Annotated in this window: 6 protein-coding genes and 1 pseudogene; 4 read left to right on the top strand and 3 right to left on the bottom strand. The window is 33.3% G+C overall.

Annotated elements, in window-relative coordinates:
- Nucleotides 1–196: 196 nt before the first annotated feature.
- A complete protein-coding gene (locus RINTHH_RS08675; RefSeq protein ID WP_044304940.1) occupies nucleotides 197–2,011 on the bottom strand; it encodes a M61 family metallopeptidase in 1,815 nt (604 codons plus the stop codon).
- 689 nt (nucleotides 2,012–2,700) lie between these two features.
- Between RINTHH_RS08675 and glgX the strand changes: the two genes are divergently transcribed.
- The 4 genes from glgX to RINTHH_RS11105 all read left to right on the top strand — a co-directional run bounded on the left by glgX (nucleotide 2,701) and on the right by RINTHH_RS11105 (nucleotide 14,839).
- On the top strand, nucleotides 2,701–4,863 hold the full coding sequence (glgX, locus tag RINTHH_RS08670; RefSeq protein ID WP_008235517.1) for a glycogen debranching protein GlgX: 2,163 nt from the start codon (nucleotides 2,701–2,703) through the stop codon (nucleotides 4,861–4,863).
- Between the two features lie 1,166 nt (nucleotides 4,864–6,029).
- Nucleotides 6,030–7,877 (top strand): malto-oligosyltrehalose trehalohydrolase, encoded by a 1,848-nt coding sequence (gene treZ, locus RINTHH_RS08665; RefSeq protein WP_008235514.1) that lies wholly within the window; start codon nucleotides 6,030–6,032, stop codon nucleotides 7,875–7,877.
- Between the two features lie 2,036 nt (nucleotides 7,878–9,913).
- Complete coding sequence (gene treY / locus RINTHH_RS08660) at nucleotides 9,914–12,700, top strand: malto-oligosyltrehalose synthase (protein ID WP_008235510.1); 2,787 nt, start codon at nucleotides 9,914–9,916, stop codon at nucleotides 12,698–12,700.
- 1,527 nt (nucleotides 12,701–14,227) lie between these two features.
- Nucleotides 14,228–14,839: a hypothetical protein gene (locus RINTHH_RS11105; protein WP_044304939.1), complete on the top strand. Its 612-nt coding sequence runs from the start codon at nucleotides 14,228–14,230 to the stop codon at nucleotides 14,837–14,839.
- Between the two features lie 3 nt (nucleotides 14,840–14,842).
- Here RINTHH_RS11105 and ylqF read toward each other — a convergent pair.
- Together ylqF and RINTHH_RS08645 are read right to left on the bottom strand one after the other, a co-directional pair.
- Nucleotides 14,843–15,716, bottom strand: a pseudogene (gene ylqF, locus RINTHH_RS08650) (ribosome biogenesis GTPase YlqF).
- 820 nt (nucleotides 15,717–16,536) lie between these two features.
- Nucleotides 16,537–18,864: an ATP-dependent helicase gene (locus tag RINTHH_RS08645; RefSeq protein ID WP_044304938.1), complete on the bottom strand. Its 2,328-nt coding sequence runs from the start codon at nucleotides 18,862–18,864 to the stop codon at nucleotides 16,537–16,539.
- Nucleotides 18,865–19,099: the final 235 nt, after the last annotated feature.

Raw genomic sequence — 19,099 nt, 5'->3', positions numbered from 1 at the left:
ATACCTAATAGGAAATGTGTAGATTTGCGGAGAATATATAACAAAGTATCTGGTAATTATACTTTCAAAATAACCTGATAGTACTAACAACTAACTGATGAGAAGCTACTACATCAACTGAATTCATTAAAAGCACGTTTATCCAGGTTGTACATAAGTCTGAAAACCATTATTTAAGTCATTATTCATGATAATATCAGCTGTATATTCCCGTTTCTGTCATAAAATCTGTTATGGGAGTACCCAGCCAACCAGAAAAGTTATCTTTTTGAATCGGGGAAGGATTTTCGATGGTAACTATCTGATAATTTCGTGTGTGGGGTTCATCTAAGATAACATGGACTGAGCAGAGTTTATCATGGTGGAAGAGTGATATTTGGATTGTATCGTGAGGTTGGTATTCTTTCAGGCGCTCGCTAAGTTGATTGTCATTGATACGTAAACCATTAATTGCTAGCAACTCATCCTCTGCATTAATCCCAGCCGCCTCTGCTGGGGAGCCTGACTCCACAAACGTGACTATATCCTTGCCATGCTTATGACTTACCGTAATTCCCAGGAATGGTGTGGTTTCTTTATCTGCAACTAATTGCAAACCAAAGGGCTCTAAATACTGATTGAAGGGCAACTCTTCTGTCCCCTCAATATATTTTTGGTAAAATTCATTTAAGTCTTGACCTGTAACAGTCTCAATGATTTCTCGGAGTTGGTCTGGAGTATAACCGATTTCTTGCTTACCAAATTTTTCCCACATTTGTAACATTACGTCATCTAAAGAACGTTGATTTTGATGTTGGGCACGAATGTATAAATCTAATAGTAGAGATACTATTTCCCCTTTTAAGTAATAGGATATTTGAGAGTTATGGCTGTGGGCATGGGGACGATACAGTTTTATCCACGCATCAAAACTAGATTCTGTTAAGAGTTGTACTTTTCTTCCTGGAGTATTAAGAAAGCGGGTAATTTCTTTACTCCAGTTATGCAAGAATGAGTTAGCATTGTAGATTTTGGCCCTCAGGGGAATAAGTAAATCATAAAAACTTGTGGTTCCCTCACAAAACCACAAACAAGGTGTATAGTTTTCCTGATCATAATCATATATCTCCAAACTTTGGGGGCGAATGCGTTTAACATTCCATAGATGAAAAAATTCATGGGCTATTAACTGCATAAACCGCTCATATTTTTGGCGGTTACGGAATCCGAATCGTTGGTAAATTAAAGAACAACTATTTTTATGTTCTAAGCCTCCATAAGCTTGTGAAAACAGGTGTAGGAGAAATACATATCTGTCATAGGGGAGCTCCCCAAATATAGTCGCCTCTACCTCAATAATCTTGCTGATATCAGCAATTATAGGTTTGATTTGAAAATTACCCTCCCCCCAAATTGCTAATTCATGGGGTTTACCCATTACCTGAAAATGGTGTAATTGATGAATACCAATTTCAAAAGGGCTGTCTACTAAAGTATCAAAGTCTGATGCCAGAAAAGTGTTATTTTTGTTGGCATCAGATGATAATGCCGTAGTTACCTGCCATTTTTTATTGGGGGGAATAATAGTTACTTGAATAGGTTGTTTTTCCCAGTCAATAACTCTTAGAAATAAGGCAGCACCATTAAAATAACCATGAGAACTATCTAAATGGTTTGTGCGTACAGACAACTCATTAGCAAAAATGCGGTAATTTATAGTAGCTTCTGTAATATTGTTAGTTTTTACTTGCCAGTGGTTTTTACTAATTTTGTACCAAGGTAATGACTGATTAACAGCAACAACTGTAAAATCTTGTAAGTGCTTAGCGTATTCTCTTACTAAGTAAGAACCGGGTGTCCATATGGGTAGCTTTAAATCAAGAATTGGTGAAGGAACATTATGGATATGCAATGTCACTTCAAATAAGTGTGTTTCTGGTTGAGACATAGCTACCTGATAGCTAATCTGAGGGACAGATTCTTCTACAGGATGATAAGTATGGTGTGCTCTTGCTTCAGTTACTTTAGTCATATGAGTTGTATATTTACAGCTTTACTCTGTTGAATAATTTTAGGGAATCCCTAGCTTGAGACTATGAAATATCAGAGAGTATTCGAAAATTCATAATGTTTTATAAACAAACTCCCTTAGTATTTAGACTTTGAAGAGATAGCAGTATGATCATGAGTAATTTTCATAAATCTTATTCCAGCAATTCGAGATATGTATAACGTGAATTTGTCAGCGATATAATTTATAAAACTAAACTAGGTTTCTACAAACGTGAAGTCCATACTACAAGACGAATCATGAATATGGTTTTCCACATTCTATATGGATAAAGATGTAAGCCTTATCTTGAGGAATTTGACTATGGCAAATATTACTGATGTGATGGAAAAATCAATACAGGTTAATATCTCAATTATGTGATAGAAGTTTTTAAGGAGTTGAGTAGTTGTATAACTTGATAAAATGAGCCTTTGCAGGAACATATATTAACTTTTATTTTATTCAGATACCTGAACGGAAATGGAGCAAATAAAAAACAATATCCCCCCCATATAATGACATAACACATGGGATAAAGTTAAAAGCTCAATAATGAAAGGAATAAGATTGCTTAAAATGCTTGATAATAAATTTTATCCTTACTCCTAACCCATATTCTACATCCTCTTACGATATACTAGCTCGATATTTCACAGGAGTTTGACTCTATGTATCTTTCACTATGGCCAGGGAACCCTTACCCTTTAGGAGCAAAGTGGGATGGTAAGGGTACTAATTTTGCATTGTTCTCAGAACACGCTACATCTGTAGAATTATGTCTTTTCGATAAACTGGGACAAGAAACTAGATTATGCTTGGGGGAAGTCAGTAATTTTGTTTGGCATGGTTATGTACCATCAATTGGACCAGGTCAGAGATATGGATTTAGGGTACATGGTCCTTTTGCTCCCGAGAATGGGTATCGCTTTAATCCAAATAAATTATTGATAGATCCTTATGCAAAAGCTATTGAAGGTGACATTAAATTTGGAGAGGGTATTTTCGGTTATCGCTGGGATAATCCTCAAGGGGATTTGGGGTTTTCTGATCTCAATAGTGCTGAACTGGTTCCCAAGTGCATTATTGTAGACGAGTATTTTGATTGGGAAGGAGATAGACTTCTTCACACTCCTGCCCACCAAACTGTAATTTACGAGATGCATGTTAGAGGCTTCACTATATCACATCCAGAAATACCTCCTCAACTCCGCGGAACTTATGCTGCTCTGGCACATCCAGCAGCTATTTCTCACCTTCAGTCTTTGGGTGTCACAGCAGTTGAGCTGATGCCTATACATCATTTCTTTGCCTATCCAGGGAGTTTAGTCAACAAGGGTTTAAAAAATTACTGGGGATATGACTCTATCGCTTACTTAGCTCCCTACTCTGGTTACAGTGCTAGCGGTTCCCAAGGGGAGCAAGTCGAAGAATTCAAGAGAATGGTAAAAGCTCTACACAAAGCAGGGATTGAAATTATCCTAGATGTGGTTTATAACCATACGGGAGAAGGAAATCAACTCGGGCCAACTATTTGTCTAAGAGGAATTGATAACACCTCTTATTATCGGCTGATTGAAAAGGACTCTCGTTATTATATGGACTTTACAGGTTGTGGTAATTCTTTGAACGTTAGAAATCCACAGGTATTAAAGTTAATTATGGATAGCTTGCGTTACTGGGTACAGGAATGCCATGTTGATGGTTTCCGTTTTGACCTAGCATCGGCATTAGCTAGGGAACTTTACGCAGTTGACCGTCTAGCTTCCTTCTTTGATATTATTCACCAAGATCCCACTCTGGCAAGTGTAAAATTGATTGCTGAACCTTGGGATGTAGGTGAGGGTGGTTATCAAGTGGGCGAATTTCCCCTCTTATGGTCAGAGTGGAATGGTAAATATCGAGATACTGTCAGGGATTTCTGGCGAGGTGAAGATAGTCACTTGGCAGAATTTGCCTATCGATTTACCGGCAGCTCGGATTTATACATGGCAAACGGACGTAGTCCAAATTCCAGTATAAATTTTATTACTGCCCATGATGGTTTTACCTTGAATGATTTGGTTAGCTATAACCAAAAACATAATGAAGCCAATGAAGAGGACTGTCGGGATGGAGATAACTATAACCGTTCTTGGAATTGCGGTGAAGAAGGGAAAACTAGTGATACTTCTATCCTTAAACTAAGGAAACAACAACAACGCAATTTTTTAGTCACCTTGTTATTGTCTCAAGGTGTACCTATGTTGCTCATGGGTGATGAAATGGGACGAACACAGGGAGGGAATAATAATGCATACTGTCAAGATAATGAGGTTTCTTGGCTTAACTGGGAGTTGCAGGAAGAGAACGAAGCTTTGCTAGATTTTACTTGCCAATTAATTGACTTCCGCCGTAAGCACCCTGTATTCCATCGTCGTAAATGGTTTCAAGGTAGGGCTATACATGGTTATGGTGTACATGATATTGGTTGGTTTAACCCGGATGGGAAAAAAATGACTAAGGAACAATGGAATGCAGGTTACACTAAAGCCATAGGTATATTTCTAAATGGTGAAGGAATTGCAACACCAGGAATACAAGGTCAAAAAATAATTGATGATAGTTTTTTATTATTCTTCAATGCCCATTTTGATACCCTCTACTTTTCTATTCCCCAAGGATTACAACAGTGGGAATGGCTGATGATTATTAACACAATAAAACCCCGCTTTTTGCATCGGGGGAAGTGCTATAAAAAAAACCAGGTGATTACTGTGAAAGCACGTTCACTGATTGTATTGCAACGCCTAGGGCTTATTGGGAATGAAAATGGGTCTTGGTTTATAATATAAGACAAAACACTTTATGATATTAGGTGCACAATAGTGCTAATACTTCACAAGTATTATTCATTTTTTGTTAATGTTAACTACAGTATTTAACTCGGTGTTAAGACTGATGCAGAATTTATAGAGTGGCACTTAAAATTAAGATAAATTATAAAAAGGTTATCTTAGGATCAACTGTTAAACAAACTATAAACATCAGTTTTACGAGTAATTTGAGTATAAATTACCTCAGTGTTCTGAGTATATTCACAATATCAATTTATGATCAATCTCATTCGAGAAGCTAAACCTAATGGATATTACACATCAAAAGGTTACATGTAAATAGTTAATATATAAATTAATGTACTCCTTATAATTCAAGGTAAAGATTGAATAGTTTATTTAGATATTCATTACTACCTAATCTATATATATTTTCATAGCTATCAGGGAAATAGAATTCACTCCACAATCAATCATACTCTTAAAGTAACTAAATTCAGATAGAAATATAGTCTTACAAAGATAAGTCTGAGGTAATTGTTGATAATCAAATTTTCGAAAGTGTAACAATAATTATGTGGTATGTAAGTGTTGATAGTTACAAAAACCATCAAAAGCTATAAATAATTATTTATAGCTACTAATTTTTAATGAGTACTATGAAAAATCCGACTTGCAGCAGAAAATTTTTTCCTATTTCTATAAATATGAAAAAATCTAAATTAAGTAAGTCTAATTAAAAGATATGCTTAACAAGCATCTAAGTTGATTAGATATATTTTTCATGAATAATCAAACTATTTTATTTAAGAAATTATCATTGTAGTCGGGTTTCCTAAGTAGTTTTATTAGGATTGAAAAAAAATCAAGATAGTATTATTTATAAGAAACCTTAATTATTCAAAAGTATTAATTATAAAAATCTGCTTATAGCTAATTTATGAAGTATTAGTAATACTTCCATAACCACGAGTTATTTTTCAAAGTATGGGAAAGTATATTTTCCCGCTGATAAGCTGCAAAATATACTCTCACCAGGATATAAATATCTAACGAATAAAAATAAAAATAACCAAATCTATCATAAGTAATACACAATGCAAAATATCTATACTTCAAATCTATAACAAAACACACTATGAATAGTAATTAAAACCTTAGTCTATTTTAATTTTAGCAAGAATATGCATCTTGGTTCTGAATATTTGGGTGATGGCACTTGTAAGTTTGCTCTTTGGGCACCCCTTGTTAAGCATGTAGCAGTTCATATAATTTCACCAAAAGATAGAATTGTTCCTTTAACAAGAGATAAATGGGGATATTGGTATGTTAAGCTGATCGGCCTGGAACCTGGTAGCCTTTATTGTTACCAAATTAACAAAGAGGTGGAAATTCCAGATCCAGCATCTAATTACCAACCCTACGGGGTACATGGAGCTTCCCAAGTCATTGACCATAATGACTTTCAATGGAGCGACATGCAATGGCAAGGAATACCCTTGGAGAAAATGGTAATTTACGAGTTGCATATAGGAACTTTTACTTCAGAAGGGACATTTGATGCTGTGATCCCACGTATACAGGAACTTAGCAGTTTAGGTATTAATACGATAGAAATAATGCCAGTAGCTCAATTCCCAGGGGAACGTAACTGGGGTTATGATGGTGTTTACCCCTATGGAGTACAAAATTCATACGGTGGAGTAAATGGATTAAAGCGATTAGTAAATTCTTGTCATCAACAAGGAATAGCAGTAATTCTAGATGTCGTTTATAATCACCTAGGACCAGAAGGTAATTATCTTTGGGGTTTAGGAGGCTATTTCACCAACAAATATAGAACCCCCTGGGGCAGTGCAATTAACTATGATGATGCTTATAGTTATGGGGTACGAAAATATTTTACCCAGAATGTTATTTATTGGCTGCAAGAATATCATATTGATGCCTTAAGGTTGGATGCAATACATGCTATTTATGATTGTGGGGTCAGACATATTTTGCAGGAAATATCAGAAATAGTAGCTGAGTTTTCCCAAAGAGATAATAGAAAAAGATATTTGATTGCGGAAAGTGATTTAAACGACCCCAAAATATTATTACGGTCTTCTGGTTTCAGTGGTTATGGAATTCATGCTCAGTGGAGTGACGATTTTCACCACTCTTTACATTCGTTATTAACTGGAGAAAAACAGGGGTATTATGAGGACTTTGGCAGTTTAGAAAATTTAGCTACTGCTTATACTGATACCTTTGTTTTTGCTGGAAATTATTCCACTTACCGCAAGCGTTATCATGGCAGTGAGACTATAGGTTGTGAATCTAGTCAATTTGTAATTTATGCCCAAAATCATGACCAAGTTGGGAATAGGATGATGGGTGATCGCTTTTCTCATTTGCTACCTTTCCCTGCTTTAAAATTAGCTGCTGCCGCAACGATTCTGTCACCCTACATACCTATGTTGTTTATGGGCGAGGAGTATGGAGAAACTGCACCCTTTCTGTATTTTACCAGCCATAGTGATGCAAGAGTAGTTGAAGCGGTATGCCAAGGACGTCAAGAAGAGTTTGAAGCTTTTCATACACAAGGGGAAATACCAAATCCCCAAGCTATAGAGACCATGATAAAATCACAGTTAAATTGGGAACAACGCCATCAAGATAAACAGGGTATATTGTGGTTATTCTACCAAAAATTGATCAAACTCCGATCACAAATCCCTGCACTAGCTAGCTTAGACAAACATAAATTAGGGGTCAAAGTTATTCACCCACAAAAAGCCCTCCGTTTAAAACGCAGTTATGGGATGAACCAAGTGATTTACTGGATGAATTTCAATCAGCAAAATATAACAGTAAAAGAAATCTTACCAAATGGATACTGGAAAAAGTTATTGGATTCTGCTGACACTCAGTGGGGTGGAGATGGTTCTGCCGTAAATCATATATTGATAGGTAACATCCAACAAGAATTAGTACTAGGACCCTATAGTATTATACTGTATGAAAGTCAAGAAAAAATGGCTAGTTGACATAACAATACTATAAGAAAATTGCCTGCAAATAACAGCCAAGTAATGATTTGGCTGTTATTTGCAGTAGTTGTGAAGGAAGAAAAAATGAAACCTTATCAACTAGATAGAAACAATGCCAAATTATTTAGTGAGTATTGAAATAAGTATAAAATTATGTGGGCAATAAACAAGTTTAATAGGTAACTTTTTGATACCCTACTAGCAGCTTTGGTAGTCTTGATAAGGAATTTAGTGGTTTAAGTTTTAAGCTAATTATTATTAACGTCAATATATTATTGGAACATAAATTCAAGCCTAATTAACTTATTCTCAGAGCAGATTCCTGTACAATCTATTCTGCTTGAAGTATATTTCAATACTTAATACCCAGAAATTCTATTTCATATGAAGTGTGCCTAATCTCATTACTGTATGATATCGATCATAAAAGATTTTAAATGTCTTGGGTATGAAAATACCATAGTATGAATGCAAATTAAAGTATTGATTATAGAATAAGCATGAATAGAAATTTATGGTGCGTTTTTTGGGTGATATAAACAGGTCATGATTAATAAAATTAAATATTTAATTAGAAGCTCATAATACCAGAAAAAACAACAATTGAATTATTATTCTAACAGTGAAGAGATAGTTACAAGCGATTAGCATACTCAACTTAAATCTTGACATCTGTTGTATATACATTTGCCAACTCTTTCGAATACTTCATAACAAGAGAATAACGTTGCACTATGTTAGAAAATAACCTAGATTTTAATGTAATAAGATTTCAATTATCAGAATCAAAAGTTCAAGGCCAAAACATATCATTATTATCTAAGAGTTTTATCTAATTAGGTTTATGTTAGTAATTCTCTTGAAACCCAAATGTATACTAACAGGAAAAATACTGAAATCAAAGTTAGAAATAGCTGTCAATATATAACTTAATTTATCAACATAAAAAATACATTAGGTTTTGCAATTGCCAATGGCTTGGAAATAATGTATGACTCCCAAATGTAAAGTTTAGTAACTAAGTTTGTAATAAACTTATCAAAATATATAAATACAAGACTATATGCAATGGCCATTTTAATCTTGCTTCTGAGTAGTCATTTCATCACAACTATTAATGTAAAAATTGAAGTGATTAACTATCTGTTAAATTTTGAAATTAATTATGTTTAGGCTTGTCATTTTTTGCATTTTTATTATTTGTTATAAATTCCTTTAGGTTGGTAGAGCTTTAATAGGATTTCTTTAATAACGGTAGATTTAAAATACAAGATTTACATGTTAATTTCAAGTACAATTACAAAAAATATAAATGATTCAAAAAATGTTATATACTGAATTTTAACAATACTTTTACAAAACTTTTCTAGGTTTAATTGTTAATACATAGTTTTATCTAATAGATAAAGTCAGTAATATCTAAAATATCTAATTAAGACCATACTAAAAAACAGGTTCTGGCATATTTACCTATAATTTCTTATTAATGAGTCTAAAATTATATATAAGTTACTGATATAAATTAGGATATGTTGATCACTTCTCTAATTTGATAATACTTGTATTATACACAATACTTAACTATGGTATAAATGTCATGGTAAAACAGATATTTTTTGAAAAAAATCACAAATTAATTCAGATGATTTAACTATAACTACAGTGTGAATATGATTACAAAAAGAATGATATACAAATGTGAGAAATTAGGTGAAATATGGGTCAAATTGATACTAGTAATCATAACCAAATAAGCAAGATCCTAGTATGAAATTGTTGAAGATAGATATAAAGAAGATTTATTTAAACTTACTTACTTATTTATTCAATGTTTAACTAGAATATTTTAATTATTATAGAAGTATTTTTATCAATTGCTAATTTACCCTTATCTATTCAAATTATAAGATTTATAAGTTTAGTTTGGAATTTACTCAACTGATAAAAATTAAGTATAAATATATAGATTTGCACCCAGTATTCTGTAACATTCAGTAATAAATTATAAGATCTTAAGTTAAACAACTCTAATTATGCAAATACCCGTAGCAACATATCGATTACAGTTCAATCCCAATTTTGTTTTTCAGCATTCTCATAAAATCGTGGCTTATTTAGCAGAGATGGGTATCTCCCATATTTACGCATCCCCCATTTTAACTGCCCGTCAAAATAGTTCCCATGGTTATGATACTGTTAACCCCAATGAAATAAACCCTGAGTTAGGGGGAATAGAGAATTTTCTTCAACTAAGGCAAATTTTGAAAAATTATCATATGGAATGGATACAGGATATTGTCCCTAATCATATGGCATTCGATAGTCAAAATCACATGTTAATGGATGTACTGGAAAATGGTCCACATTCTCAGTATCGCAATTTTTTTGATATTGATTGGAACCATCCATATGAGGTCATTAGAGGTAGAGTCTTAGCCCCTTTTCTAGGTGAATTTTATGGATATTGTTTAGAAAGTGGGAAGCTAATACTCCGGTATGAGGAGAATGGTTTAACTATCAATTACTATTCATGGAAGTTCCCCATCCGCATAGAATCTTATGATCGTGTGTTAACTTACAATTTATCTGCTCTTAGAGAAACTCTGGGTAGAGATAATCCTCATTTGATTAAATTAATGGGGGTATTATATATGCTAAAGCATATTCCTTCTGGCGAAGAGGGCAGGGAAAGATATGATCAAATTTCCTTTATTAAAAGAATGTTATGGGAAATATGGAATGATAGTCAAGATGTACAGAATCATATCACTGCAAATATTTGTATTTTCAATGGGGAATATGGTAATCCAGAAAGTTTTAACTTTTTAGAAAGCTTGCTAGCAGAACAATTTTTTTGTCTTTCTTATTGGAAAGTAGGGAACGAAGAACTTAATTATAGACGGTTTTTTACTGTTAATGATTTGATTTGCTTGCGGGTAGAAGAGAAAAAAGTTTTTGAGAAGACTCACCAACTAATTTTTCAATTAGTAAAAGAAAATCGTTTAAATGGTTTAAGAATTGACCATATTGATGGTTTGTACGACCCAACACAGTACGTTAACAGACTACGAGAACACGCACCGGAGGCTTATTTAGTAGTCGAGAAAATTCTAGGGCGTAGAGAGTTGCTACCAATTAACTGGCCAATTCAAGGAACTAGTGGGTATGACTTTTTAGCACAGGTAAATTACTTATTTTGTAATTTAGATAATGAGCAAGAATTTGATGATATTTATCAGAGTTTTCTAGGCAGAACAGTAAATTATCAAGACATAATAGATCAAAATAAGAGATTAATTATTAGCAAATATTTAGCCGGAGATATTGATAATCTGGCAAATTTACTGAAACAGATTTGTATCAACTACCGCTATGCTAGTGACTTTACTATTTATGGTCTTAAGGCTGCTTTAGTAGAAATAATGGCCTTATTCCCAGTATACCGTACTTATATAAACAGTACGGAAGCTAGTAAAAGTGATCAGGAATATATTCAGAAAGTAATCAACCAAGCCAAGAGCAATATTCCCAATTTTCTCAATGAAGTCGCATTTATTGAGAAATTCTTGCTCTTAGACTTTGACGAATTCCTCACGGAAGAAAATAGAGAACAATGGTTACACTTTCTTATGCGGTTGCAGCAATTTACTGGACCATTAATGGCAAAAGGAGTAGAAGATACTACAGAATATGTATACAACCGCCTGATATCTTTAAATGAGGTGGGTTCTCATCCTGATTGTTTTGGCATTTCTCAGGAAGACTTCCATCATTTCAATCAGACACGATTTGCTCAATGGCCTCATTCAATGAATGCAACTTCCACCCACGATACAAAAAGGGGGGAAGATGTCAGGGCAAGGATTAATATCCTATCAGAAATCCCCAAAGAATGGGAAAAAAATCTCAAACGATGGCATGCAATTAATAAACCTCAGAAAAATGTAACTGGTGGTATAGATGTACCTACACCCAATGATGAATATTTTTTATATCAAACCCTAATTGGCACTTTTCCCTGGCATGAACATGAATATCCCCAATTTGTTGATCGGATTAAGGAATATATAATTAAAGCTATTCGGGAAGCCAAAGTCCATACGGCATGGCTTAAACCTGATGCTGATTATGAAAATAATTTTACTGAATTTGCTGAACAAATATTAAAACCGGATAATAACGAGTTTTTAGACTTATTTCGAGCTTTCCAGAAAAAAATAGCCTTCTATGGTGTTTTTAATTCTCTATCCCAAACTTTACTCAAAATAACAGCTCCTGGATTACCTGACTTTTACCAGGGAACTGAATTATGGGACTTTAGTTTAGTCGATCCTGATAACCGTCGTCCAGTCGACTTCCAATTACGCCAACAATACTTAGAAAATATCAAAATTCAAATTGACATGGATTTGCCCAATTTTATAGCACAGTTACTGCAATACCCAGAAAGTGGTGAAATCAAGCAGTTCTTAATTTACCAAGTACTTAGTGCAAGAAAGCAGTATTTAGAAGTATTTCAGCGTGGAACATATCATAAATTAACTATTGCTGGTAGTTTAAAAGGTCATATTATTGCTTTTTCTAGAAAATTGGGAGAACAAAACACTATTGTGGTTGTTCCCCGCTTTATAACATCTTTAATTAAAGAAGGGGAATACCCTATAGGAAAACAAGTATGGCAAGAAACTCGCATCATCTCTCCTACTGTTTCCAAACCTGTATGGCATAACTTAATAACCAAACAGCAAGTCCCAAGTGGTGATATTATATGGTTGAGAGATATACTACAAAGTTTTCCTGTTGCATTATTAGTAAATTAAAGTGATACTAACTTGCTTCATTAATACTGCCAAAAAATATGGTAAATTCCCCCTATAAAAACTAAATTTATTTAATCATTAAAACTGATTTTTCCGAAAGCTTGATTGTAATGCCATTAAGTAGAATTTGTTTAGCAATAAATCAGGGCTGAAGTAAAAATATTACAAAATTCATATTTTACGAAGACTGCTTGATTCTTTCATCACATCAAGTTTCCATAATTGATTGTCAGTAGTAATTTTTAATCCCTGTCATTTCCGTTTACCCTACCATAGTTTTTAAGTACAACAAAATGATTGTCTGCATGTTAAACATAAATGGTTCAAATCTCGATTTTTGCTCTTTGACTTGTAGATATTTTCAACGAATTTGGCGTAAATTATAATAATCGGTGAAAATATTAAGACATTATTTTTGGAATACAAAGAACTTCTAGTTTATGTTGACTGGGAGAACATCAAGTATATCTGTTGGTCTATTATTAGAGTTGTAGAAACTTTTTTGATATTTATTGCATACTAGTAGTTTCATAACTTTATCTAATGCTATAAATACTTGTGAGTAGCTCTTAGTCTCTTTTATAAAGGGATCCAATTTTGTGTGTTTAATTATTAAATATATTAAATCTTGAGGAAATTAAAAATGATATTGAACTCAATTAATTACAATTGGCTTAACTCTACTAAATTTTAGTGTAAAAGTTATATGCTATTAAATTAAATTTCTTTTAATCTTATTTTCTTATCCAAATTAAATTAAATAATATTCACATGAATTTGACTTGTATTAAATCAATTTTTGCGCTAAAATTAGAAGAGAAAAGAATATAAGTTTTCTATAAAAATTACTAATAATAAAGAGGTTTGTATCCCAATCCAGATATTCACTAATATTACTAATAGATAGCAAGAAAGGAAAAGTAGATACAGTAAAATATTTGAAGCTACTGTATCTACTTTTTACCTGTATTATTGCTCTCATAAATCACTCGTATTTCGATATGAGCCTAATATTTAATATTGTCCCTATCTAAACCTGCTACTTTCTATTTTTTGTTTACCAAGTACTCTCAATCTTACCCTAAATTAATTGATTAAGCAGGTTTATAGTCACTCAATTAATCAGTTCGAAGTTTATTTATATAAGTATTATTCTATAGTAACTCACAAGATAATTATATTGAATCGCTAACATTAAAAGTATCCCTCATCTTAGAGACTATTTTATAGTTTAATTTGGTACTAAGCGAGCTACCCTTAGAAAGGAATACAAAAAATCAAGTATGTAAAAAATATTTATTCTTTACATAGCAGAAATTAAAACTTTGTGGAATTAGTGGATGTTTATGTTTTTATGCTTGTAGCATTGTTGTACGCAAATTAACTTTTTACTCTAGCACTCAATTGTAAACAGTTTATATACATAATTAATCTAAATGTATAGAAATTGTTATCAATTCGTACTTGTAAGCCCTTAGTTATAATTAATACTACCTACGTTAGCAAGTAAATAGCTCTATAAAAATAATGAAAAATCCAGAAAAAAGTTCTCAAGAAACTGTTAACCCGGTTTTTGATAAAGAGAGGCAAGACGAAGTAATGAATGATGTTTTTGTTCTATTGGAAAATCTCATCAATAGAGAAGAGAACACTGTAAAATTGATTGTTGGTAGTCTATATGATATTGGAACAGTAAATATTATTAATCAAAAATTTAAGTCACGAACTTTTAACAACATACTAAAGCGAATATCTTTAGTATCTAAACCTGCTTTTAAAGTTATTATTTGGCGTTGGGCAAAGAAAAACCTACCTCAACTAATTGCCAATTGGTGTGAAAAAAAAGTATCATTCGACCCAGAGAATTCCCAAACTAAAAAAATAGAATTAGCTGCCACAAAACAAGATATTTCCCCAACTGCTATACCCCCGCTTAAATATAAGATACAAGATATCAGATATTTGCGCTTCCAAGTAAATTTGTTAACAAATTTACTTGGAATTTATGTGATAGGTTCACTTACTTTAGTAAGTGGCGGCCTGTTATGGTTAAGTCATGAGATGCAACAATCACGCCAACAAACTATTCAAGAAATCCAAACCCAAATCAAAATACTCGAAGCCAATCACAATCCATAATAATTAAGGTAATTCTAACGGAATATTACCCAGATAGCTTTTGCGGTAATCAGTTATTAACTGTCTTGCAGTACGTTCCAAATCTCCTTGGTAACGGTATTCTGCCAAAGAATGCAAGTATGCTTCCCCCGTATCATCACTAGTATCCAAACCATAACGTTCTCTTAGGGGTGATTTCGGCAATAATTCATTAGCCACTTCTTGTAGATAAGTAAGTATATCTACTAACCCAGCTGCAATAAGTTGGTTATCATATGATGCTTCACCAATATCATCACAAATTGCCAATTTTAAGGCTGCTCCCTGATCTTCTAACTTTGTAGGAATTATACCTGGGGCATCTAGCAATTCTAACTCCTTAGAGATTTTTACCCACCTTAATTGACGAGTCACTCCAGGACGAGCAGCACTTTCAACAACTTTTTGACCCAATAACCGGTTAATTAAGGCTGACTTACCCACATTTGGAAAACCAATTACAACAGCACGAATGGGGCGAGGCAACATACCGCGATCATATCTTCTTTTGTTAACTGCCATTCCTGCTACCTGAGTGGCCTTTGACACTGCTATTACTCCTTGTCCATTTTGGGCATTAGTAAAATAAGGTACTTCTTTTCTTTGCCTAAACCAATCTTTCCATTTGGCTTGAATTTGGGGAGTAATCATATCCAGGCGGTTGAGAATTAATACACGTGCCTTATTCTCAATCCATTCAGATATCTGGGGATGGTGAGTTGCTAAGGGAATACGAGCATCCCTAACTTCTAGTACTACATCTACTAATTTCAGTTGTTTTTAAGTTTTTTTCTGCCTTGGCAATATGGCCAGGATACCATTGAATCAAGTTTAATTTATAGTTATCAGTTGTAGACATTTTGGAGATTGTAAATTTTGAATATTAGATTAATATATATTTCCTTTTCTCTCACTCTCCATACACCTTTGCTTATAATATCCGTTATCATCTACAAGTGTTTAACTGAAATAAAAGGACTTTTGATTAATTCAACTTTACAGCTGATCGATATCATTAGTTATATTTGTAATTATTTTTGCGGAGATTCCATATCAAAAATAAATCTTTAAATACTCCACTTAACCTGTTTTACGTAATAAAGTTTTGATGATGTCGTAGAAATATAATTATCCTAATAACCACCACACAAAATTCTAGGACCGTGAATAATTTATAGAAAATCTACTTAGAGAAATTCTATCATAGAAGAGAATATTAAATTTAGTAGCCAGATGTAAACAGAAGTAGATACTGAGTAAGTATATAAATAAGAGTCACATATTCAGATAATAATATAATTAAGATTTTCTTATGATACATCTATATCAGCACTTTTAATAAATGATGGTAAATAGTAATTGGATTTTTTCTGATCATATCTAAATATAATTTAACAATATTACAAATAGTTTTTTATAAAAAACTAGGAAAAATTCTTCTATATTCTCCATACTAATTAAATACTACCTAATATTTTAGCTATTAGGGGTTTTTATGATTTCAGCAATTTACATATGACTAGGATAGAAATTTGTCAATATATGTATCTAGTCGTTATTCTAATTTTTAGAATAGATAACTTAAATATTTTTGTTAATGAGTATTTCCCTAATCTGGTAAGCCTGGATAATTACAAATCTTTTTACTACTTATTTAATAAACTAAATTTGGGTTTTATTCAATGAAAATATCTTTTTATGGCTGTAAATAATTGGCAAGGTTCTTGTTCTTTTAAACTATCTGGTTTGCTCCAAGTAAAGGGAGCTTTTTTTGCTGCAGACATCCATAAAAACCTTTTAGCTCTTGTTATTGCCACATACAGTAACCGATATTCTTCTGCTATTTTTAGGTATTTAGCTTTTGTCCAAGCTTCTTCTGCATTAGGTAAAATTAGTAAATCTGCATTGAAGGCTGAACGGATTTGAGTGCGAGCAACCTCTGATAAAGTAAAGTCACCCAGAAATTGGCTATGAGGAGGAACCCAAAATTTTCCAGGTATCAAATTATCATGCAGAAATGGCATAAATACACAATCCCAATCTAAACCTTTGGCTTTATGCATAGTAATTATAGTTAGCTGACCGGGATTAGTACATTGAACTTCTATGTTTTCTGTATCTACGGTTTCAAAATGCTCAGAATTGACTATGTCAAGTAAGGTAATGAGCATAGTATCTATAGAAGCATTGTAAGCAATTTGTTTATTCACCCGTTCTGCTAATTTATCAACGGTGGCGAGTTCAGCTTGGTTGTAATTTAATGCTAATCCTAGGAAAGAAATTAATTCATAAAGAGGTAATTTTAATCTTGCATGGAGTAGACTACGGCACAAATGAGCTGCTGTCTGAATTGGTTCTGGTTGGGTTATAGCCAAGGGACCAGGATACAAAAAATCCTCTGGAAAGATAGACAGAGCATTGAAGTCTTGAAAATCGATTAGTTTCCTTTGTTCCATTACTGTCAATGCAGCTTTTAAGTAATCCGGCGAGTGTGGACGGGCACAAAATTGCAGTAGAGTTAATACTTCCTCTGGTACGTGAGAGTGGTGTTCTTGTTCTGCTAAATCATAAAGTTTTATCCCATGCTGTTTACAGATAGGATATAATACTTTGGATAACCATTTTCCTTGACGATTATCACGAACTAGAATTGCAGTACTAATCCCACTTGTATCTTCTCGAGCAAACAAATTTATTACTTTCTGAACTAGCAGTTCTACTGTATGGTAAATGTCATCAGGTATATGTAATTCCAATCCTTTATCTAAGGCTTGAGGATTAACATTCAGTTGAGGACTATTTATATCAATAGGGTAAATTTTCTGATAGCAGAAGGGTAGAACTTGCTGTGCTTCGGCACACTTACTATTTACCCACGCCATAGTAAAGTTGGCTGCTTCCATTATTATTGAAGCACTACGACCAGCCTGGCTCATGGTGATTAACCGACCTTCCTTATCACAACTTGTGCAAAATTTACGGAAATAAATAGGATCAGCTGGTGTAAAGGTAGAATTAATGGCTTGGTTAGGATCGCCAACTCGTACCAAATTAAATGGAGATGAGTAAATTTTATTATCTTCTATTTTTGCTGCCAGAATTTCCAATAATTTAGTTTGTAGAGGACTAGAATCTTGAGCTTCATCTTCAAAAATAGCAAAAACTTTTTTCTGTTCAGCCTTCCGGGCATCAGGATTTTTTAGTACTCGCAATGCTGCAAGAATCATGTCATCATAGTCTATGAAATCCTGCTGTTGCATTAAGTCATCATATAATTCGTATAATTCTGATGCTATCTTTAAAATCGAGTATTTATCGGTGGTATATTTGCTCAATTGTTGTAAATCTGGGGGCAACAGTCCTAGGCTTTTGGCTTCATGAATAGTAGTAGATGCCAAATCTGGTAGGACTTCTGTCCGAATTATTAACTGGCGACGTAATAGTTCTGTTTCTTCCCCATCAAATTTTATTCCTTGTGATAGGGAATAATAATTTTCAGGATGTTTAGTAATCCATTGTTCCACAGCATTACGAATCAAGTAGTGAGATTTGTTAGGCAAAATTAAAGAGACATTTTCCAAATCCAGACCAGATAAATTCGGGTGATTATTAGCAATATTTAATGCTAAACCATGAAGGGTATAAACTGTAAAACCAATTGGGGGCAAAGACAGACTACTCTGAAGAAATTGACGGATTTTCGTCTTGATATTTTCTGCTGCAGAACGTGTAACAGTCACTACAACCAGCTGACCCTGGTTTGGGAGATGGAAGCCAGTAGCTGATTGTAAATATTGGCGTGCGATTGCAGTTGCTACCGCTGCAGCCATACCTGTAGACTTCCCTGCACCAGGAACTGCAGATACTGCCAGGGGCCCATGTTCCCAGTCAATCATGGATTGCTGTTCTGTACGTAAACCTTTACGAATGTTTGAAATGGCTTTTTCGATAGTTAAGGAAGCAGGAGACAAATGTTTATTTCCTGCAGATTCTGATTCTGATAGCACTGGCTCTGGGAAATGATACTACATTCAAATTCTAGATTTTCGTGATTATTTATAGATAATTATTTGTTTCTAATATAATCAAATAAGTATGTCATATCTATATAATGCTTTATTAATAATAATAAGGCAAGTATAAATAAATATTTAAAAATCAAATTTTTACTTGTAGTAGTATATTATTGGTTCTGGTGAATGCTCATTAATTTATTATTCAGCAGCAACAATAAATATTCTG

Origin of the sequence: Richelia intracellularis HH01 (assembly GCF_000350105.1) — a bacterium.
GTDB classification, from domain to species: domain Bacteria; phylum Cyanobacteriota; class Cyanobacteriia; order Cyanobacteriales; family Nostocaceae; genus Richelia; species Richelia intracellularis.
Note: the sequence above shows the minus strand (reverse complement) of the source record. Positions and strands in the feature narration are given on the sequence as shown.

Coding starts and splice junctions, on each gene's coding strand:
- RINTHH_RS11105 (WP_044304939.1), top strand. CDS start 14,228: ATGAAAAATCCAGAAAAAAGTTCTCAAGAAACTGTTAACCCGGTTTTT.
- treZ (WP_008235514.1), top strand. CDS start 6,030: ATGCATCTTGGTTCTGAATATTTGGGTGATGGCACTTGTAAGTTTGCT.
- treY (WP_008235510.1), top strand. CDS start 9,914: ATGCAAATACCCGTAGCAACATATCGATTACAGTTCAATCCCAATTTT.
- RINTHH_RS08675 (WP_044304940.1), bottom strand. CDS start 2,011: ATGACTAAAGTAACTGAAGCAAGAGCACACCATACTTATCATCCTGTA.
- glgX (WP_008235517.1), top strand. CDS start 2,701: ATGTATCTTTCACTATGGCCAGGGAACCCTTACCCTTTAGGAGCAAAG.